Below are 18463 nucleotides of genomic sequence, written 5' to 3' on the forward strand. Positions count from 1 at the left end.
GTACAGGATCAGGTCAGCATCTGCCCGCCATCGACCACGATGGTCTGGCCCGTCACCCAGCGTGCCAGCGGCGAGGCGAGGAACATCGCGACATCCGCCACCTCCTCCGGCTCGCCCAGCCGGCCGAAGGGAATGCCCGCCAGGATGCGGTTGTAGAGCGTCGGATCGTCGGTCTTGCGCTTCTCCCACGACCCGCCGGGGAATTCGATCGACCCCGGCGCGACGGCATTCACCCGGATGCCGTCCTTGGCATACATCGCGGCCTGGGAGGCGGTGTAGTTGATGACCAGCGCCTTCACCGCCGCGTAGGCCGGCGAGCGCGTGGACGGCGCATAGCCCGAGATCGAGGTCGTGTTCACCACGCAGCCGCGCGACGCCTTGAGGTGATCGAGCGCGGCATGCGTCGCGCGCACGATCGCCATCACGTCGATGTCGAGGCCGCGCTTCCAGGCTTCCTCGGTATCCGGCGCGCCGAAGCCGGACGCGTTGTTCACCAGCACGTCGACGCCGCCGAAACTCGCCGCGGCCTCCGCGACCCAGGCGCCGATCTGCGCGACATCGGCAAGGTCGGTCGGCTTCACATGGGCCACGCCCTCCGCCTGCAAGGCTGCGAGGTCCGCGGCGCCCCGCGCGCAGGCCGAGACCTTCGCCCCGGCCTTCGCGAAACCGAGCGCGATCGACCGCCCGATCCCGCGGCTCCCGCCCGCCACCAGAACGCGCTTGCCCGTGAAGTCAAAATTCATGCCGGTCTCTCCAGTCTGAAGCGGGCGCATCCTGGCCCGCGACGGCCTCCACGGCCAGGGCCCGCGGTTGCTCCTCCGCGCAATTGACGGCATCAAGCAACAGGGGCGCGGCAAGGGGAGTCTCGCGGGTGGTCCAGGCGCTGTTTCTTCACCAGAACTTCCCGGGGCAATATCGGCATCTCGCGCCCATCATCGCTCGGCGGAAGGGCGCGCGGGTCGTCGGCCTCGGCGAACGCGCCAACCAGTCCCCGCCTGGCCCGACGCATCTGCGCTATCCCGCGCCGGAAGGGGCCGGGGAGAAGACCCATCGCTACCTGCGTCCCGTCGAATCCGCCGTGCGCCGCGGTCAGGCTGTCGCCCGTGCCCTGGTCGGGCTGAAGCAGAAGGGCTTCGTGCCCGACATCATCTGCTGTCATCCGGGATGGGGCGAAGGCCTTTTCCTGCGCGACGTCTTTCCCGATGCGAAGCTGCTTCAATATTGCGAATTCTATTACCAATCCACCGGAGGCGATGTCGGCTTCGACCCGTCGCAGGAGGTGACGCTGGACGAGATGGCCCGCGTCCGCACGCTGAACATGACGCAGTTGACGTCGCTCGAAGCGACCGATTGGAGCGTGTCGCCGACGCTGTGGCAGCGCAGCCGCTATCCGGCCTTCATCCGCGCCAAGACCTCGGTGGTGCATGAGGGGGTGGATGCGAATTTCGCGACGCCCGACGGCGCCTCCAACGTCAAGCTGCCGGATGGCTTCGTCGCGTCGAAGGAGGAGGAGGTCATCACCTTCGTCTCGCGCAACCTCGAACCCTATCGCGGCTTCGACATCTTCATGCGCGCGCTGCCCGAGATCCTCGCCCGCCGCCCCAAAGCCCATGCCGTGATCGTGGGTGGCGAGGAGCGCGGCTATGGCCGCCTGCCCGCCGACGGCAGGTCGTGGAAACAGGTGATCATGGAAGAGGTCGGCGCGAAGCTCGACATGCCGCGCGTCCACTTCACCGGCCGCATCCCGCATGAGGGCCTTGTCGCGCTGTTCCGCCTGACGCGCGCGCATGTCTACTACACCTATCCCTTTGTGCTCTCCTGGTCGCTGGTCGAGGCGATGGGCTGCGAGGCGCCGATCATCGGATCGGACACGCCGCCCCTGGCCGAGGTGATGCGCCACGAGGAGAACGGCATCCTGCTGCCCTTCTTCGACCATGCCCGCCTGGCCGACACGGTGGTCGATGCACTCGCCAATCCCGATCGCTACCAACCGCTGCGCAAGGCGGCCCGGCGCACCATGCTCGAGAAATTCGACCTCCACGCCCATTGCCTGCCGAAGCAGGTGAAACTGTTCGATGCCGTGCTGGAAGGCCGGCCCGGCACCGACGCCATTCCCGAGACCACGCCATGACCTTCGTTCCTCTCGCCGAAATCCGCCGCGGCGGCTTCCTGGAAAGCGTCCACCAGGGCATCGCCGTGGTGGCCGATGCCGAAGGCCGCATCCTGCAATCCTGGGGCGATCCGTCCTTCGTCACCTTCCCGCGCTCCTCGCTGAAGCCGTTCCAGGCGATCCCGCTGGTCGAGACGGGCGCGGCCGATGCGGCGGGGCTGACCCAGGAACACTTGGCGCTGGCCTGCGCATCCCATTCCGCCGAGGATTTCCAGGTGGCACTGGTGCGCGGCTGGCTCGACCGCCTGGGCCTGACCGAATCCGCGCTGGTCTGCGGGCCGGACATGCCGCGCAGCCAGGCCGACCAGGCGGCGATCTGGCGCGCCGGCGGCGACCGGTCGCGCATCTATCACAACTGCTCCGGCAAGCATTGCGGCTTCCTGACGCTGACGAAGCACCTCGGCGCGCCGATCGGGTCCTACAATGACCCGGCCCATCCGGCGCAGAAGTTGTACCTCGAAGCCTTCTCGGAACTGCTCGGCGAGGATGCGGCGAAGCTGCCGCGCGGCGTGGATGGCTGCGGATTGCCGGCGATCGCCCTGCCCATGGCGACGATGGCGAAGGGCGCGGCGCGCTGGGCCGCGGCGAAGGTCTCGAGCGAAAGCCGCCGCGCCGCGATCCGACGGTTGCAGGACGCCATCCGGGCCTATCCGGACCATCTCTCGGGCCGCGGATCGCCCACCGGGCAGATCGTGCGCGCAACCCAGGGCCGCGTGCTGCTGAAGGGCGGCGCGGAGGGCTATGTCGTCGGCTTCGTACCGGATGCCGGAATCGGCATCACGGTGAAGTTCGCGGATGGGGCGTCGCGCGGGAAGATGGGGGTCTTCGCAGCCCTGCTCGGGCGGCTGGGGCTGCTGGAGGCAGCGGAGAGTCTCGCCGAAGCCATTGAAGGCGAGATCCGGGACAGTAATGGGAATCCGGTAGGGGCGGTGAAGGTCGCCTTGCCGGCGTAGGGCGCTGCCGGAGGGACACCCTCCCGCCAGGCTGGCGCCTACGAGGTCCGATCGACCGCGAGGCCATCCTGAATAGCTGGCGGCTTCACTGCCGGTATCGGAGGGGCTTTGCCCCTCCGAGCCATCCCGCCAAAGGCCGCGGGGCCCATGGAAACCGTCACCTGGCGCCGTGCGCCGTTGGCATGAAGAACGCCGAAATCCACCCTTGCGCCCTCAGGGCGCTTCGAGGGGAACGGCATGACCCTTCTGCCCGGCGCCCAGTGCTTCAAGCGCCAGGGGCACCCATTGACGCCGCAAAGCAGCGTCAATGGGACCCCGGTGGCGGGATGGTTGGTTGGGGCAGAGCCCCTCCGATCTTCTCCCGCGGAACTATCCCAATCACCATGAAGGCCTTGGGCTCGGAGAGCCCTCCAGAGCAGCGGCCCCCTCCCCAGGATCACGCGCTGCCCAGGACCTTCCGGAACAGCGACACCGCTGCTGCAAGGTCGGCGACAGCCACACATTCATGCGGCGTATGCGCGGTCGCGATGCTGCCAGGCCCCAGCACCAGGCATGGGGCGAGGTCCTGCAGCTCGCTCGCATCGGTGCCGTAGGGCGCGGTGCGCGCGACCTGCCCGGTCACACCTTCGCCCAGTCTGACCAGCGGATGATCGAGCGGCAATTCCGGCGGACGGCCTTCGCGCTTTTCGGTCAGGATCACGCCGGCGCGCTCCGCCGCATCCTTCACCGCCGCCTCGATGCCGGCATAGTCGATGCTGCGGCTGCGGCGGAACTTGATGCGCGCGGTGGCCTTGGCGACGGTCACGTTCACCGCCGTGCCGTGATTGTCGATCACCAGGTTGAAGTCCGAGAAGGGTGGGTCATAGGCGTTGTCATGGAAGATCGGATCGTGGCGCAGGCGCTCGAAGACGGTCTTCATCTCGGCGAGGAAGGGGATCAGCGCCCAGTTCGCGTTGGTGCCAAGCCCGGTTGATGAATGCGCCTGCACCCCCGTCGCGACCGCGGTGTACTCGATATGGCTGCGATGGCCGCGCACGGGGGCGAGGCCGGTGGGTTCGGCGACCACGATGCCCTTCAGGCCCAGCGAACGGGCGAAGCCCGACGCCGCGACGGCCCGTGCACCCTGTTTGCTGGTCTCCTCGTCGGTCGTCAGCAGCAGCGTCACGGGAACATCGGCGGGCAGGCCGCGTGCGGCGAGGATGCAGGCGGCGACCGGCCCCTTCATGTCGACCGACCCGAGGCCATGCAGCACGCCGTCGATCACGCGCGGCGTCCAGGGCGGATCGGTCCAGCCCGTCTCCGGCACCGTGTCCATGTGGCCGGACAGGGCGTAGCCGCCGGTCGGGCCCCGATGCGCGACGAGGGCGCGTTTCGCCACGCCATTGGCATCGGTGTAGTCCACGCGCTCGATCTCGAAGCCAGTCAGTTCGGCCTCGATGCGATCGGCGACGGGGATGTTGGAGATCGCGGAACGGCTGTCGATCGCCACCAGATCGGCGGCCAGGCGCAGCACGGCATCGGCATCTTCGGTCATGGGGCGCAGCATCCCTTGCCGGGCGCGCACGGGCAAGCGAGGGTGGCCCCGCCATGACCGACATTGCCTATCTCGACCCCCGCTCGGGGCGCACCTATCCGCTCGACACGCCGCGCTGGTGCGGCGACGACCAGGCGCCGCTGCTGCTGACGCCGCTGCCCGGCATCACGCGCGACGCGATCCGCGCCGAGGAGCGGTCCATCTGGCGCTATGCCGCCGCGCTGCCCTTCCTGCCCGAAGACCCGATCAGCATGGGAGAGGGCTGCACGCCGCTGGTGCCGCGCGTCATCGGCGGGGCCTCGGCCCTGCTGAAATGCGAATGGTTCATGCCGACAGGGTCGTTCAAGGATCGCGGGGCGTCGGTGATGCTGTCGCTGCTGCGCGCACAGGGCGTGATGGATGTGCTGGAGGATTCCTCCGGCAATGGCGGCGCGGCGGTGTCGGGCTATGCCGCCGCCGGCGGCATGAACGCCACCATCTTCGTGCCGGCTTCAACGTCACCGGCAAAGACGGTGCAGTCGCGTGCCGCCGGGGCGACGATCCAGTTGATTCCGGGCACGCGGCAGGATTGCGCGGATGCGGCGCTCGCGGAATCGGCGCGCATCTTCTACGCGAGCCACAACTGGCACCCCTTCTTCCTGCACGGCACCAAGACGCTGGCCTATGAGCTGTGGGAAGACCTCGGCTTCCGCGCGCCGGACAATGTCATCGTGCCCTGTGGGGCGGGATCGAACGTACTCGGCTGCGGCATCGGCTTCGCGGAACTGCTGCGCGCCGGGGAGATCGACCGCCTGCCGCGCATCTTCGCCGCCCAGCCGGCGAATTGCGCGCCGATCGCGCGTGCCTTCCTGGCCGAGCCGCCCGTTCCGGCCCAGCCCACCATTGCCGAGGGCACCGCCATCGCCCAGCCGCTGCGCACCATGGAGGTCAACCAGGTGCTGACCGACAGCGCGGGCGGCGCGGTGATGCTGTCGGAGGAGGAGATCGCCGCGGCGGTGCTCTACCTGGCGAAGACCGGTATCTATGTGGAACCGACCAGCGCCCAGGCGGCCGCGGCCTTCGCGAAGCTGCTGGAGACAGGGACCATCGCGGCGGACGAGACGACGGTGGTGGTGCTGACCGGCACCGCGCTGAAGGCGACGCCGCGCATCGCGGAGCTTCTCGGCGTCGCGATCTGATCGCGTGACACTGGAACGCCGCATCGCCGCCGCCTTCTGCATGGACGCGGCGGCCTGGGCGCGCCACACCAATCCCTGGTCGGGCTGGACGCGTGTGCCGGCCCTGCCGCTGCTGGCGCTGGCGATCTGGTCCCGCGCCTGGCTCGGCTGGTGGGCGCTGGTGCCGATGGCGGTGCTGCTCGCCTGGCTCTGGGTCAATCCGCGGCTGTTCCCCCCGCCGCGCGACGAGACCGCCTGGATGACCCGCGGCGTGCTCGGCGAAAGGCTTTGGCTGGCACGCGACGAAACGCCGGTGCCGGCGCATCATCGCCGTGCGCCCAACATTCTCTCGGCGATTGGTGCCACCGGGGTGCTGCTGGCCATCGGTGGGCTCGCCATGCGCGCCGGCTGGATCGTGATTGCCGGTGTCGCCGTGGCGATGCTGGCCAAGTTGTGGTTCATCGACCGCATGGTCTGGCTGCACCAGGACATGACGAAGGAAGGCGAATGATTCCCCGCATCGCCCTGCTGGGCTTTTCCATTGAATGCAACCGCTTCGCCCCACCTGCCGAGCGTGCCGACTTCACCGGCCGCTGCTGGCTGGAGGGCGAGGCCATCGTGACCGACGCCCGCAGTCCCGCGCCGCGCGCGCTCGCTGAGATGCCGGGCTTCGTCGCCGACATGGACGCCGCCGGTCCCTGGCAGCCGGTGCCGATCCTGCTCGCCATGGCGGAACCCAACGGGCCGGTCCGCGCGCCCCTCTTTGCCGAGATGATGGCGATCTGGCGCACCGGGCTGGAGGCCGCGAAGGGCCAGGTGGACGGCGTCTATTGCGTGATGCATGGCGCGGGGCTGTCCGAGGACGATCTCGACCCCGAGGGCACCATCCAGGCGATGGTGCGCGAGATCCTCGGCGACATCCCCTTCGTCTGTTCCTACGACCTGCACGCCAATGTCTCGGAACGCATGGTCGGGACGGTGGACGCCTTCGTCGGCTACCGCACCAACCCGCATCTCGACATGCGCGAGCGGGGTGAGGAGAGCGCGCAGCTCCTGCGCCGGTTGCTCGCGGGCGAACGCTTCGTACGCGCCTTCCGCCGCCTGCCGATCGTGGCACCCACCGTGTCCATGCTGACGGCGCAGGGGCCCTATGCGGAGGTGATCGACCTCGGCCAGGACCTGGCGGCGAAGGACGCGCGTATCGCCAATGTCTCGGTGATGGGCGGCTTCGCCTATGGCGATACGCCGTTCAACGGCATGGCGGTGATCGTCACCGCGACGGATGCCGCCGCGGCCGAGGCGACGGCCGACACGCTGGCGCAGGCCGCCTGGGATCGTCGCGCGCGCTTCGTCGCGCATCTGACGTCACTCGACGAGGCCGTGCGCCGGGCCAAGGAGAGCCCGGTTCCGCTCGCCTTCGCCGATGTTGCCGACAATCCGGGCGGCGGCGGGCGGGGCAACACCGTCTGGATCCTCAAAGCCTTCCACGAGGCCGGCGTGGACAATGCGCTGATCGGGATGCTGCTCGACGCGCCACTGGCGGTGGAGGCGCATGGCCTCGGTGTCGGCGCGCGCTTCACTGCGCGGTTCAACCGCGACATGGCCGCCGACGATCCGTTCAGCAAGCACTACGCAGTCGAGGCCACGGTGCGCGCCGTCTCGGACGGCAACGTCACCGGGCGCCGCGGCATCTATCGCGGCACGGCGATGACGCTGGGGCGCACCGTCTGCCTGCAGATCGGCGGTCTGTCGGTCGTGGTCACGGAGGGCCGTGCGCAATGCGCCGATCCGGTCTTCTTCGAGCATCTCGGCCTCGACATCGGCGCCTCGCGCGCGGTGGTGGTGAAGTCCCGCGGCCATTTCCGCGGCGGCTTCGATGAGTTCTTCAAGCATGAGCAGATCGTCGAGGTGGACTGCCCCGGCCTGACCTCCCCCATCCTCACCCGCTTCGACTGGCAGCATTTGCCGCGCCCGGTCCTGCCGATCGATGCCGAGGCGTCCTGGCCCTGAACCGGGCCATGCGCTAAGAGGCCGTTTGGAACCGTGCCGGTCGGCACGTTTCCGGATCCGGCACCGGCCCGCACCCCCACTCGGCCACCCATTCCAGGATACTGACGTGGGTCGCCGGGTGGGGGTGCGGGCCGGTGCCGGACCTTTCAGACAATCTCTGAGCCTCGCATCATATCCCGGAGAGACATCCCGTGCGCCGCAAGATCCTGGCCCTCGCGCTGCTCGCGAGCCTGCCCCTCGAAGCCCAGGCCGACCGGGCCTTCTGCGAGGGGCTGCAGGGCCTCGTCCAGGCCGCGCAGAGCGATTTCGACTGGCTGCCCCGCATGAGCCACAACATCCCGGGCTCGCTCGATGAGCGGCGCGGCATGGTCCGGTCGGAAGATGGGCCGGTCCGCGGCGCCTATATCGCCGTGATGTTCCGGCACGACGCCAACCCGGCCCAGCTGCGCGAGCGCTTCGCTGCCCTGCAGCGGGAGGTCGCGGGTTGCTTGCAGGACGCCTCGGCCCTCGGCACGCAGCAGGGCGGGGGCGGGATCGTGGCCCGCTGGCAGACACCCTATGCCGATATCAGCCTGCGTGGGGTTGATGGGGGCGGGGAAATCGAACTGTCGGTGGCGCGACGCTGGTGAATGGATTCATGACTCTCGACGATCTTCCGACCCCCTGCCTGGTACTCGACCTGGGTATCCTGAAGCGCAACCTCGCGCATATGGCCGAAGCCGTGGCGCGGCATCCGGGGCTGACGCTGCGGCCTCACATGAAGACAGCGAAGTCCCTGGCAGTCGCGGCACTGGCGGCGCCGGACCATGGGCCGATCACCGTCAGCACGGTGGCCGAGGCGCGCTATTTCGCCGGAGGCGGCTATCACGACCAGATCTACGCCGTGGGCATCACGCCGGCGAAGCTCGACGCCATCGCCGCGCTGAACGCGCAGGGCGCCGATGTGAAGGTCATCACCGACGACCCTGACGCGGCCTCCGCCATCGCCGCCCATGCCGGCCCGCTGCGCGCGCTGGTCGAGGTCGATTGCGGCGAAGGGCGCGGCGGCGTCACCCCGGACGGCAATCTGCTGACGGAGATCGCCGGGCGGCTCGGCGCGCGCTGCGCCGGCGTCATGACCCATGCCGGCCATTCCTACAACGAGCGCAGCATCCCCGCCGTCGCCACGGTCGCGGAGGCGGAGCATCGCGGCGCCGTCCTCGCTGCCGACCGGCTGCGCGGGATGGGTGTCGCGGTCGATGTGGTCTCACTCGGGTCCTCGCCGACGGCGCTCTACAGCAAGGACATGTCGGGCATCACAGACGTCCGCGCCGGCGTCTACATGTTCGGCGACCTGTTCCAGGCGCAGATCGGCACGCATGCGATGAATGACATCGCCGTCACCGTGCTTACGGCCGTCACCGGCCGCAAGCCGGACCGGAACGCCGTCCTGGTCGATGCCGGGGCGATCGCCCTGTCGAAGGACCGCTCCACCGAGAAGGCGCCGAAGGACTATGGCTTCGGCCTGGTGCTGGATGTCGACGGCAAGCCGTCCTTCGGCGAGGCCATCGTCGCCCGCACCCATCAGGAACATGGCGAGGTCCGTGGCGATGGCCCGCTGCCTTTCGACCGCCTTCCGATCGGCGCGCTGCTGCGCATCGCGCCGAACCACACCTGCCTCACCGTCGCGGCGCATGACCGCTACCATGTCGTCGATGGCGGGCGGGAGGTGATCGCGACCTGGGACCGCGTCAACGGTTGGTAACCCGGACTTAACTGATCCCGGGACAGGGTGCCGGACCTCGACAGGAAGGAGGATCCGGCATGCTGTTCATTCTACTGCCCATCTGGGGCGTGACCATGGCGGTCACCGGCTTCGCGATCTTCGACCTGACGGGCAGCACTGCCGCGGCCTGGGCGGCGGCCTTCATGCCACTGGCCTTTGCGGTGACCGGGCTGGTGCCGAACGGCGCATGGGCGCTGCCGGCGCTCGCCGTCGCCTGGGCTCTGACCGCACGAGCGCTGCCGCCCTCGTCCCCTGCCCCCGTCGCGACGGTGGAACAGCCCAGCGCCGGATGACGGCACTTCAGCGCAGCGTCACCAGCAGCACCACGCCGCCCGCAGCCAGGGCGGCGAGGGAGCCGATGCCGAACAACTTGCCATAGGCCGTGTTGCCGAGCGCTGCGGCGTAGGCGGCCTTCGCGGTGATGTTGCTCGCCACCGCCACGGCGACCGCCTGAGCGGCCAGCGCCGCCGTAATCACATCCGGCGCCATCGGGGGCACCGACAGCGCGATGGCGTCCACATCCGTCAGCCCGGTGATGGCGGCGATCAGCAGCACGGCCGCGCCACCCAGCCATTCGGCGCCCAGCTTGGCAAAGGCGCCGACACCCACCAGCAGCGCGGCGATACGCAGGACCGCCATGATCTCGAAGGGGTTCGAGGGCGGCTTGGGCGATGCCTCCCCCTTGCTGTCGCGCAGCGCCAGGACGGCGGCCGCCGCCCCGAAGGCGACAGCGGCCGCCACCAGCGCCGGCAGCAGCACGCGCCCCGTTGCCGGCGCGACAAAAAGCACCAGCACCACCGTCCGCAGACAGGAAATCGCCCCCGCCACCAGCGCCCCCGCCGCCAGCCCGCGCGGCGAGCCCCCTTCCATCGAGGCCGTGGCATTCGACAGGGTCACCGCCGTGGAGCTCACCAGCCCCCCGGCGGCGCCGGCCAACAGCAGGCCGCGCTTCTCCCCGCCCAGCTTCACCGCCAGGTAGCCAAGGTAAGAAATCCCGGCGAGCAGGATCGCCAACGTCCAGGCCTTGTGCGGATTGACCCCGGCGAGCCAGGACATCGGCCGATCCGGCACCAGCGGCAGGGCGACCAGCGTCATGGACAGCAGCAGGATGGCCGAGCGCATCTCGGCCCAGGTCACCCGCGCCATCAGCCCATGCAACTGGTCGCGCGCGGCAAGCACCGCCGTCATCGCCACCGCCGCCGCGCCGGCGGCCTCGATCTGGCCGGACACCGCCAGGGCGCCGAGCGCATAGGTGCCGATCGCCGCCACCATGCTGGTGGCGCTGAAATTCGATTCGGCCTGGGCCTCCAGCAGGGCGAAGGGCAGCAGCACCGCGATCAGGGCGACCACGCCGGCGCCGAGCAGCAACGCACCCCCCAGCGGGCCCGCCGGGACGGCCAGCGCCGCGACGATCCCGCCCGTCAGGCCGATCAATCCGAAGGTCCGCACACCCGCCGTGCGCTGGCCCGGGGAGGCATCGCGCTCCCGCCAATGCCGTTCCGCACCGACGAGCAGGCCGATCGCGAGCGCCACGGCCAGTCGGCGGATCAGGTCCTCCCCATTCATGGGCGCATATCGCGCCGGACCGGGCCGTGCCGCAAGCGTCCTGCTGGTGGCGCTGAGCCTTCAACTGTCGCGGTTGGAGGGGCTCTGCCCCTCCAAACCACCCCGCCAAAGGCCACAGGGCCTTTGGAAACCGATACCTGATGCGGTGCGCCACCGGCGGGAAAAGCGCCGCGATCCACATCGGCGCCCGCAAGGCGCTTCCAGGGGAATGGTTGCGTTATTCTGCCCGGCGCCAGGTTTCTGCGTTCCAAGTGCTCCAAGCACCTGGCGGGGTGGTTCGGAGGGGCAGAGCCCCTCCGATCTCCTTCAGCCGAAGCAGGAGCGTCCTTGCGCGCCAGGGCAGGGCGCGCCCATATCCCCATCATGGAGCTCGACTTCACCGAAGCGGAACTGCACCGCTATTCGCGCCACATCCTGTTGCAGGAGGTGGGCGCGATCGGCCAGGCGAAGCTGCGCGCGGCTCGGGTTCTCGTGGTCGGCGCCGGCGGGCTGGGCTCGCCGCTCGCGCTGTATCTGGCGGCCGCCGGCATCGGGACCATCGGCTTGATCGATGACGACCGGCTGGAACTGTCGAATCTGCAACGCCAGGTCGCCCACACCACCGCGCGCATCGGCCGCAACAAGGCGGACAGCGCCGCCGAGACCCTGCGCGCCCTGAACCCCGAGACGAATCTCGAGATCCACGTCCGCCGCATGGATGTGGATGCGGCGCTGGAACTGATCCCGCGCTACGACATCGTCTGCGACGGGACGGACAATTTCGGCACGCGCTTCCTGCTCGGCGATGCCTGCCACCTGCTGGAACGTCCCCTGGTCAGTGCGGCGGTGCTGCGCTTCGAGGGGCAACTCAGCATCTTCGCCGGCCATGGCGGCACCTGCCCCTGTCATCGCTGCCTGCATCCCGAACCGCCGCCGCCGGGCCTGGTGCCAACATGCTCCGAGGCCGGCGTGCTCGGTGCCGTCACCGGCGTGATGGGGACGCTGCAGGCGACCGAGGTGCTGAAGCTCATCATGGGCATCGGCGATCCGCTGAAGGGGCGGCTGCTGCTGTGGGATGCGCTCGATGCACGCTTCCGCACCGTGCGGCTGAAGCGTGACCCGGCCTGCGCGCTGTGCGGGCCGGAGGCGACGATCAAGGATCTGTCCGCCCATCGCAACATGGCCGCGCCCGTCTGCGCGGTGTGATGCGCCGCGCGCTCGTCACCGGGGGCACCAGCCCGATCGGCGAAGCCATCTGCCGTGCGCTGGCGCGCGAGGGCTGCGTCGTCATCGTCCACGCGCACAGCCAGGCGGAACGCGCCGCCACCCTGGCGGCCGAGATCGGTGGTACATACGCCGCCTTCGATCTGGCCGACCACGACGCCACGCTGGCGGCCTGCGAATCGCTGCTGGACGCCGGCCCGATCCAAGTGCTGGTGCATAATGCCGGCACCCACGACGACGTGCCGATGGCCGCAATGCGCGAGGACCAATGGCGCCGCGTCATGGCCGTCTCGCTGGACGGTTTCTTCCATGTCGCGCGGCCTTTGCTGCTGCCGATGATGGGCACGCGCAACGGACGGATCGTGGCAATGTCCTCGGTCTCGGCGATCATGGGCAATCGCGGGCAGGCGAACTACGCCGCGGCCAAGGCCGGCCTGATCGGCGCGGTGCGCGCGCTGTCGCTGGAATGCGCACCGCGCGGTGTGACGGTAAACGCGGTCGCGCCAGGGCTGATCGACAGTCCCGCCATCAGCATCTCGGTGAAACCCGAGACGATCAGGCAGATCGTCCCCGCGCGACGCCTGGGGCGGGTCGAGGAAGTGGCGGACCTCGTCGCGTTTCTCTGCTCGGACCGCGCCGCCTACATCACGGGGCAGACGATTTCGATCAACGGGGGCATGGCGTAGAGGCCGGAGCCCGCCTGGGACGGACAAAGAGTGTGAGGACGGTGGACCGGGAAAGGGCTCTGCCCTCCCACGAACCCCAAGCCACCAAAGGCCCGAGGCCTTTGGAAACCATCACCTGGCGCCGGGCATGACGGCGGAAACGATGAACAAGACTTGTCCCAGCACCAGAACTGCGTCGGCAGGGCAACAGACCGACGCCAGATGCGGGCGGTCCACGTCATCCCTGGCCAGGGTTCCCCCTGACGTTGGCCCGCGACGTCACCGGGAACTCAGGCGGGGTGAGGTCTGGAGCGGGGCGGCGCCCTCTTCAATCCGACCTTCGCGCAGCCGGCACCCATCCCCGCCGCTTCCCCGTCACGGCGTTTCGAGCCCTTTCGCCCGAAGGGCCGCCGGCGTGCACAATGCCGCCACCGCCGCGACCAGCGCGGCACCGTCGTGCGCGCCGGCGAAAGCCGCGCCGGCAAACACCGCGACGGTCTGCGCGCCGTCCGGCAACGGACCGACGACGGTGATGCCCTCGACCTCCATCAATTCGCTGATCTGCTGGAAGGCGATCACGGCCTCGCCGGTCAGCAGCTTTTCCGCGGTGAAGCCCTGCGGGATGACGATGGCCTTGGCGTTGACCGCCTCCGCGATGCCGAGGCGTTCGATCAGCCCGGCGAAGAAGATCCCGCTCGCCCCGGCGCGCGAATAGCAGAGTGACGGCACTTCCAGCAGCAACCGCCGCAGCGCGGCGACATCGCTGATGTCCGGCAGCGGCGCGCCGGCCTTCACCGCGAGCCCGACGCGCGAATGGGCGAGCGCCCGCGCCGTCGTGCCGTTCAACACGCCCTCGGCGGTGAGCGCCGCCACCGATTCCGCTGTCAGCACCGCGGCGTCGGCGCGGATGCCATCGCGGATGCGCGCTTCCAGCGCCTTGGTGGGGGCGAGTTCGATTTCGACCGGCGCGCCGAGCGCGGCTTCCAACGCCTCCGCGGAATCCCGCAGCAGGCCAGCGAGGGCGAGGGTGGACATCAATCGGGCCATGGCATTCCTCCGCGAGAGGCGACCTTGGCCGCAACCTCCCGCGGCGTCCACCGCTTGACCGCGGCGCCCCGGTCGCGCGAGGTGACTGCGGAAACGCAAAGGCAGGCCCCGTCATGACCCTTCGCTTCGCCGAGATCACCGCCCCCCGCCCAGACAAGGAGAGCCTGGCGGCCGGCCATGCGGCGATCGCGGCGCGGCTCGATGCCGGGGACCGCGCGGGGGCCTTGGCGGCGTGGGACCAGGCGCGGCGGGAATACGAGACCTGGTCGTCCCTCGTGCACCTGACCTTCGCGCAGGACACGACCGACAGGGATGCGGTGGCGGCGCGCGAATACGCCGACGCCCTGGCGCCCGAGGCCGCGACGCATGAGACGGCGCTGAAGCGCCGCCTGCTGGACGACCCGGATCGCGCGGGGCTGGAGGCGCTGGCCGGCAGGCATGTCGTGGCGCTGTGGCAGACCGACATCACCACCTTCGACCCCGTCATCGCGGCGGAAAGCGAGGAGGAGAGCCGGCTCGGCGCGCGCTACACCGCGCTGCTCGCCGGGGCAAAGGTCAGTGTTCGCGGCAATGAGGTGAATCTCTCCGGCCTCGCCCCCTTCGCCGAGGACCGCGACCGCAGCCTGCGCCACGAGGCCGAGGCCGCGCGCTGGTCCTTCTTCGCCGCGCATGGCGAGGAGCTGGACGCCATCTATGACGGGCTGGTGAAGCTGCGCACGACCATGGCGCGCAAGCTGGGCGATGCGACCTTCACGCCGCTCGCCTATCGCCGGATGCGCCGGCTCGACTACGGCCCGGCCGATGTCGCGCGGTATCGCGAGGCGGTCGCGAAGCATGTCACGCCGCTGGTCGCTCGGGTCCTGGATCAGCGCCGCGCCCAGCACGGCTGGGACCGGCTGATGTACTGGGACGAGGCGCTGATCGACCCCGCCGGCAATCCCAAGCCGATCGGCGATCACGACACGCTGGTCGCCGCGGCGCAGGAGATGTTCGCGCGCATGGACCCGCGCCTGGCGGATTTCTACGCCATGATGCGGGATGGCGGCTTCCTCGACCTGAAGAACCGACCGGGCAAGGCCGGGGGCGGCTTCTGCACGGCTTTCCCGACCGTGGGCGCGCCCTTCATCTTTGCCAATTTCAACGGCACGCATCACGACATCGGCGTCTTCACGCATGAGATGGGCCACGCCTTCCAATGCTGGGAAAGCCGTGGCCTGCCGGGCGTGGACACGCTGTGGCCGACCATGGAGGCGGCCGAGATCCACTCCATGGGCCTGGAATACCTGACGCATCCGCATATGGGGCTGCTGGTGGGCGATGCGGCGGCGGACCGCTACCGCGCGATGCACCTGATCTCGGCGCTGATGTTCCTGCCCTATGGCGTCTGCGTCGATCACTTCCAGCACGAGGTCTATGCCAGCCCCGATGCGACGCCGGCGGAACGGCACGCGATGTGGCAGCGGCTGGAACGGCTCTACATGCCGTGGACCGACTACGGAGATCTCGCCTATCCGGCCATGGGCGGCCGCTGGCAGGCAAAGGGTCACATCTACAATTCGCCTTTCTATTATATCGACTACACCCTCGCGCTCTGCGTCGCGCTGCAGTTCTGGGTGTGGTCGCGGCGCGATCCGCAGGCGGCGCTCGACGCCTATGTGGCGCTGTGCGCGCGCGGCGGGTCCATGCCCTTCCAGGGGCTGGTGGCCTCGACCGGACTGACGTCACCCTTCGCGCCCGGGGCCCTGGAGGCGGCGGTGGCGGAGGCGGCCGGGGTGCTCGGCCTGTAAGCGTCTCAGGACGCGACTTCGCGAGAAAACGAGGGCCCGGAGCCTGTCGGGAAGGTTGGGCACCGGCTCGCCCCCCCAACTGCTCGCCCATTCCGGATACTGATATGGATCGCCAGGCGGAGGCGCGGGGGTCATCGCCTTCCCTGGCAGCGCGCCGGATGGCGCGTTTGCAGACAGGCTCCCGGTCCTGTTTTGCCCGGACTGCGGCTGCGGCCGGCGTGATCTGCCCGGCGATGAGGCGCGTTACGCAGTTTTGCTATTGCGAGTCACTTTCAACTGCATATGCTGCGCCGCAGTCCATCGCCCCCCGCCGGGAGTTTCCACCGTGCCGCTTCGCATCAAGACGCCCATGCCGCACGCGCCGTCCGCGGGCGCGGCCTGTGGTGTCCCCGCATGCAGTGCGACACCGTCATGACCTTCGATCTGCTTTTCGGCGCCGTCCCTGGGCGAAACCGGCGACCGGCCTCTCTCACCACCGCCTCAGGCCATGGGCAGAGCAATGAATCCTGACACTCCAGCGCCCGGCGCCAGCCCTGCTCCCGCCACGCCCGCTCCCGTCACCGCCGCGCCGCCGACTGCGCCCGCCTCCCCGGCGCCTGCCGCGCCGACAGCCACGGCCCCGATAAGTCCGGCGGCGCCCGTCCCAACCGATGCCGCCGCGAATGCGGCTGTTGCGCCGGCCATGCCCGCGCAGACGGGCTCCGCTACCGCGCCAGCCGACGCCGTCGCACCCACTCCCGCCGCCGGCGAGCCAACCACCTCGTTGACGACCGACGCTGCCGCGGCCTCTCCGCCGGCCGATCCGGCCGCCGCAGCTGCTCCGGCCCTGCCTGCCGACTCACTGGCCGCCGGCGCGGCACCCGCCATGCCGCCCGCCGGAGCCGACCCCGCCGTTCTCGCCGGCGCGCCGGTCGACCAGGTCGCCCAGGCGGCCAGCGACCACTCGCTCATGCATCTGGTGCTGCAGGCGGGCCCGGTCGTGCAGAGCGTCATGGGCGCGCTGGTCCTCGCCTCGATCGTCTGCTGGACGATCATGATCGAGAAGGGCTTCCTGCTGGGGGGCCTGCAACGCGAGATCAGGCGCCTCGGCGCGACCAGCGAGGGAGATGCGGTGAATGGCGAGGGCCTCGCCGCGCGCATCCAGCGCGCCGCCGCGCGGGAATGGGCCGACGGCCGCGATGCCGGCGAGAGCCGCGCCGAATACCGCGAACGCATCGAACGCGCGATGCGCGAGACGCTGACCGTCGCGCTCCGCCGCGCCCAGCACGGCACGGCCTTCCTCGCCACCACCGGCGCGGTCGGGCCCTTCGTCGGACTGTTCGGCACGGTCTGGGGCATCATGGGATCCTTCCAGGGCATCGCGCAGTCGCGCGACACCTCGCTTGCCGTGGTGGCGCCGGGTATTGCCGAAGCACTGCTCGCCACCGCCATCGGCCTGTTCGCCGCCATCCCCGCGGTCATCGGCTACAACCGCATCGCGCGCCGCGTCGCGGGGCTGCGGGCGGAAGGGCTTGCGGCCATCTCGGCGATCGGCGCGCGGCTGTCGGCCCGGCCGCCCCGCGGCGGCCACGTCGCCGCCCGGGCGGCGGAGTAGCGCGCCATGGCCATGTCCGTCGGCGGCGAGAGCGGGGACGAGGACGACGCCGCCCCGATGTCCGAGATCAACGTCACGCCCTTCGTGGACGTGATGCTGGTCCTGCTGATCATCTTCATGGTGGCGGCGCCGATGATGGTGACCGGCGTGCCGGTGGATCTGCCGCGCAATGCCGCGGCCCGCGCCACCAGCCCCACGCCTCCCGTCGTGCTGACGGTGACGCGCGAAGGCCTGATCCACATCGGGGAAGAGCGCATCGAGGAGAGCGCCCTCGCCACACGGCTTGGCATGATGAAGGCCGAGAATCCCGAGATCGTCGTGCATGTGCGCGGTGACCGCGCCGTGGCCTACGGCGAGGTGCTGCGCATCATGGGACGCGTGACCACGGCCGGCATCACGCGCGTCTCCCTGATCGCGGAGGTCGAGTCCGGCGGGACCGCGCGCTGAACCATGGCCATGCGCCAGCCCAAGCCCTCGATCGTATCCTTCGACGCGCTGCCCTTGCCGGCCTGCGCCGATGTCACGTCGCGCCTTCGCGTCATCGCCTCCGGCATCGCGGTGCTCCTGCATGGCGGGCTGGTGGCGTTCCTCCTGCTCTCCCCCGCCGTTACCCCCCCGAGCGCCGCGGTGTCGGAGGAGATCCCGATCGTCATCGCCATGGCCGAGCCGACGGTCGAGGAGCCCCTCCCCGAGCCCGAACCGGAACCCGCGGCGGCACCCGAGCCGGTGACGCAGCCACCACCCGAACCCGCGCCCCCCGAACCCCATCCGCCGGAACCGCCGCCACCCGAGGTGCCGCCGCCCGACCCCGCACCGCCCGAGCCTCCGGCGCCGGAGCCCATGCCGCAGGAGCCCCCGCCACCGGAACCGGTGACGGAGCCGCCGCCCCCGGACCCGGCGCCCGAACCCGAGCCAACGCCGGACCCGCTGCCCGAGCCCCTGCCGGCACCACCGCCTCCACCGCCGCCCCAGCCGCAGCGCGAACCGCCGCCGCCCCAACCGCGGCCGCGGG

At 70.2% G+C, this 18463-nt stretch carries 18 protein-coding genes; 14 read left to right on the plus strand and 4 right to left on the minus strand.

All coding sequences use genetic code 11. The features are described from left to right. Positions 1 to 8 precede the first annotated feature (8 nt). On the minus strand, positions 9 to 743 hold the full coding sequence (locus KPL78_RS22945; protein WP_219765288.1) for an SDR family NAD(P)-dependent oxidoreductase: 735 nt from the start codon (positions 741 to 743) through the stop codon (positions 9 to 11). Between the two features lie 128 nt (positions 744 to 871). Between KPL78_RS22945 and KPL78_RS22950 the strand changes: the two genes are divergently transcribed. Beyond that, positions 872 to 2131, plus strand: a complete 1260-nt coding sequence (locus KPL78_RS22950; protein ID WP_219765289.1) for a glycosyltransferase family 4 protein — start codon at positions 872 to 874, stop codon at positions 2129 to 2131. Next, positions 2128 to 3123: an asparaginase gene (locus KPL78_RS22955; protein ID WP_219765290.1), complete on the plus strand. Its 996-nt coding sequence runs from the start codon at positions 2128 to 2130 to the stop codon at positions 3121 to 3123. The genes KPL78_RS22950 and KPL78_RS22955 overlap by 4 nt, the downstream gene beginning before the upstream one ends. Before the next feature lie 436 nt (positions 3124 to 3559). Here the strand turns inward: KPL78_RS22955 and KPL78_RS22960 are convergent, their stop codons facing one another. Continuing rightward, positions 3560 to 4657 (minus strand): M20/M25/M40 family metallo-hydrolase, encoded by a 1098-nt coding sequence (locus KPL78_RS22960; RefSeq protein WP_219765291.1) that lies wholly within the window; start codon positions 4655 to 4657, stop codon positions 3560 to 3562. 53 nt (positions 4658 to 4710) lie between these two features. Between KPL78_RS22960 and KPL78_RS22965 the strand changes: the two genes are divergently transcribed. The 6 genes from KPL78_RS22965 (at position 4711) to KPL78_RS22990 (ending at position 9882) form a co-directional block, all read left to right on the plus strand. Next, positions 4711 to 5835: a threonine synthase gene (locus KPL78_RS22965; protein WP_219765292.1), complete on the plus strand. Its 1125-nt coding sequence runs from the start codon at positions 4711 to 4713 to the stop codon at positions 5833 to 5835. Positions 5836 to 5839: 4 nt separating this feature from the next. Further along, positions 5840 to 6325 carry a DUF6653 family protein gene (locus tag KPL78_RS22970; protein ID WP_219765293.1) on the plus strand — a complete coding sequence of 162 codons (486 nt, stop codon included), beginning with the start codon at positions 5840 to 5842 and terminating at the stop codon, positions 6323 to 6325. Next, positions 6322 to 7824 carry a M81 family metallopeptidase gene (locus KPL78_RS22975; RefSeq protein WP_219765294.1) on the plus strand — a complete coding sequence of 501 codons (1503 nt, stop codon included), beginning with the start codon at positions 6322 to 6324 and terminating at the stop codon, positions 7822 to 7824. Before KPL78_RS22970 ends, KPL78_RS22975 begins: the two co-directional genes overlap by 4 nt. Positions 7825 to 8015: 191 nt before the next feature. Further along, positions 8016 to 8453, plus strand: a complete 438-nt coding sequence (locus KPL78_RS22980; RefSeq protein ID WP_219765295.1) for a hypothetical protein — start codon at positions 8016 to 8018, stop codon at positions 8451 to 8453. 8 nt (positions 8454 to 8461) lie between these two features. Beyond that, entirely contained in the window at positions 8462 to 9568 is a 1107-nt protein-coding gene (locus KPL78_RS22985) for an alanine racemase (protein WP_219765296.1), read from the plus strand. 59 nt (positions 9569 to 9627) lie between these two features. Then, positions 9628 to 9882: a hypothetical protein gene (locus tag KPL78_RS22990; RefSeq protein WP_219765297.1), complete on the plus strand. Its 255-nt coding sequence runs from the start codon at positions 9628 to 9630 to the stop codon at positions 9880 to 9882. 7 nt (positions 9883 to 9889) lie between these two features. Here the strand turns inward: KPL78_RS22990 and KPL78_RS22995 are convergent, their stop codons facing one another. Next, the gene (locus KPL78_RS22995) at positions 9890 to 11155 is read right to left on the minus strand and encodes an MgtC/SapB family protein (protein ID WP_219765298.1); all 1266 of its coding nucleotides are present in this window, start codon (positions 11153 to 11155) and stop codon (positions 9890 to 9892) included. Between the two features lie 363 nt (positions 11156 to 11518). Between KPL78_RS22995 and KPL78_RS23000 the strand changes: the two genes are divergently transcribed. Both KPL78_RS23000 and fabG read left to right on the plus strand, forming a co-directional pair. After that, positions 11519 to 12340: a HesA/MoeB/ThiF family protein gene (locus KPL78_RS23000; RefSeq protein WP_219765324.1), complete on the plus strand. Its 822-nt coding sequence runs from the start codon at positions 11519 to 11521 to the stop codon at positions 12338 to 12340. Then, on the plus strand, positions 12340 to 13044 hold the full coding sequence (fabG, locus tag KPL78_RS23005; protein ID WP_219765299.1) for a 3-oxoacyl-ACP reductase FabG: 705 nt from the start codon (positions 12340 to 12342) through the stop codon (positions 13042 to 13044). The genes KPL78_RS23000 and fabG overlap by 1 nt, the downstream gene beginning before the upstream one ends. 354 nt (positions 13045 to 13398) lie before the next feature. Here fabG and KPL78_RS23010 read toward each other — a convergent pair whose 3' ends face one another. After that, a complete protein-coding gene (locus tag KPL78_RS23010; protein WP_219765300.1) occupies positions 13399 to 14070 on the minus strand; it encodes a substrate-binding domain-containing protein in 672 nt (223 codons plus the stop codon). Between the two features lie 113 nt (positions 14071 to 14183). Here KPL78_RS23010 and KPL78_RS23015 point away from each other — a divergent pair, with 113 nt between their 5' ends. The 4 genes from KPL78_RS23015 to KPL78_RS23030 all read left to right on the plus strand — a co-directional run. Further along, complete coding sequence (locus KPL78_RS23015; protein ID WP_219765301.1) at positions 14184 to 15857, plus strand: M3 family oligoendopeptidase; 1674 nt, start codon at positions 14184 to 14186, stop codon at positions 15855 to 15857. A gap of 865 nt (positions 15858 to 16722) precedes the next feature. Further along, positions 16723 to 17451: a MotA/TolQ/ExbB proton channel family protein gene (locus tag KPL78_RS23020; protein WP_219765302.1), complete on the plus strand. Its 729-nt coding sequence runs from the start codon at positions 16723 to 16725 to the stop codon at positions 17449 to 17451. A gap of 6 nt (positions 17452 to 17457) precedes the next feature. After that, positions 17458 to 17898: an ExbD/TolR family protein gene (locus KPL78_RS23025; protein WP_219765303.1), complete on the plus strand. Its 441-nt coding sequence runs from the start codon at positions 17458 to 17460 to the stop codon at positions 17896 to 17898. Positions 17899 to 17907: 9 nt separating this feature from the next. Next, a partial coding sequence (locus KPL78_RS23030; RefSeq protein WP_219765304.1) for a hypothetical protein occupies positions 17908 to 18463 on the plus strand: 556 nt, incomplete at its 3' end.

Origin of the sequence: Roseomonas alba, assembly GCF_019430885.1 — a bacterium.
In the GTDB taxonomy this organism is placed as follows: Bacteria; Pseudomonadota; Alphaproteobacteria; order Acetobacterales; family Acetobacteraceae; genus Neoroseomonas; species Neoroseomonas alba.

Bases quoted from the DNA above. Each gene is read 5' to 3' on its own strand.
- KPL78_RS22990 (WP_219765297.1), top strand. From the start codon at position 9,628: ATGCTGTTCATTCTACTGCCCATCTGGGGCGTGACCATGGCGGTCACC.
- KPL78_RS22965 (WP_219765292.1), top strand. From the start codon at position 4,711: ATGACCGACATTGCCTATCTCGACCCCCGCTCGGGGCGCACCTATCCG.
- KPL78_RS23015 (WP_219765301.1), top strand. From the start codon at position 14,184: ATGACCCTTCGCTTCGCCGAGATCACCGCCCCCCGCCCAGACAAGGAG.
- KPL78_RS23010 (WP_219765300.1), bottom strand. From the start codon at position 14,070: ATGGCCCGATTGATGTCCACCCTCGCCCTCGCTGGCCTGCTGCGGGAT.
- KPL78_RS22945 (WP_219765288.1), bottom strand. From the start codon at position 743: ATGAATTTTGACTTCACGGGCAAGCGCGTTCTGGTGGCGGGCGGGAGC.
- KPL78_RS23025 (WP_219765303.1), top strand. From the start codon at position 17,458: ATGGCCATGTCCGTCGGCGGCGAGAGCGGGGACGAGGACGACGCCGCC.
- KPL78_RS22960 (WP_219765291.1), bottom strand. From the start codon at position 4,657: ATGACCGAAGATGCCGATGCCGTGCTGCGCCTGGCCGCCGATCTGGTG.
- fabG (WP_219765299.1), top strand. From the start codon at position 12,340: ATGCGCCGCGCGCTCGTCACCGGGGGCACCAGCCCGATCGGCGAAGCC.
- KPL78_RS22995 (WP_219765298.1), bottom strand. From the start codon at position 11,155: ATGAATGGGGAGGACCTGATCCGCCGACTGGCCGTGGCGCTCGCGATC.
- KPL78_RS23000 (WP_219765324.1), top strand. From the start codon at position 11,519: ATGGAGCTCGACTTCACCGAAGCGGAACTGCACCGCTATTCGCGCCAC.
- KPL78_RS23020 (WP_219765302.1), top strand. From the start codon at position 16,723: ATGCCGCCCGCCGGAGCCGACCCCGCCGTTCTCGCCGGCGCGCCGGTC.
- KPL78_RS22985 (WP_219765296.1), top strand. From the start codon at position 8,462: ATGACTCTCGACGATCTTCCGACCCCCTGCCTGGTACTCGACCTGGGT.
- KPL78_RS22955 (WP_219765290.1), top strand. From the start codon at position 2,128: ATGACCTTCGTTCCTCTCGCCGAAATCCGCCGCGGCGGCTTCCTGGAA.
- KPL78_RS22975 (WP_219765294.1), top strand. From the start codon at position 6,322: ATGATTCCCCGCATCGCCCTGCTGGGCTTTTCCATTGAATGCAACCGC.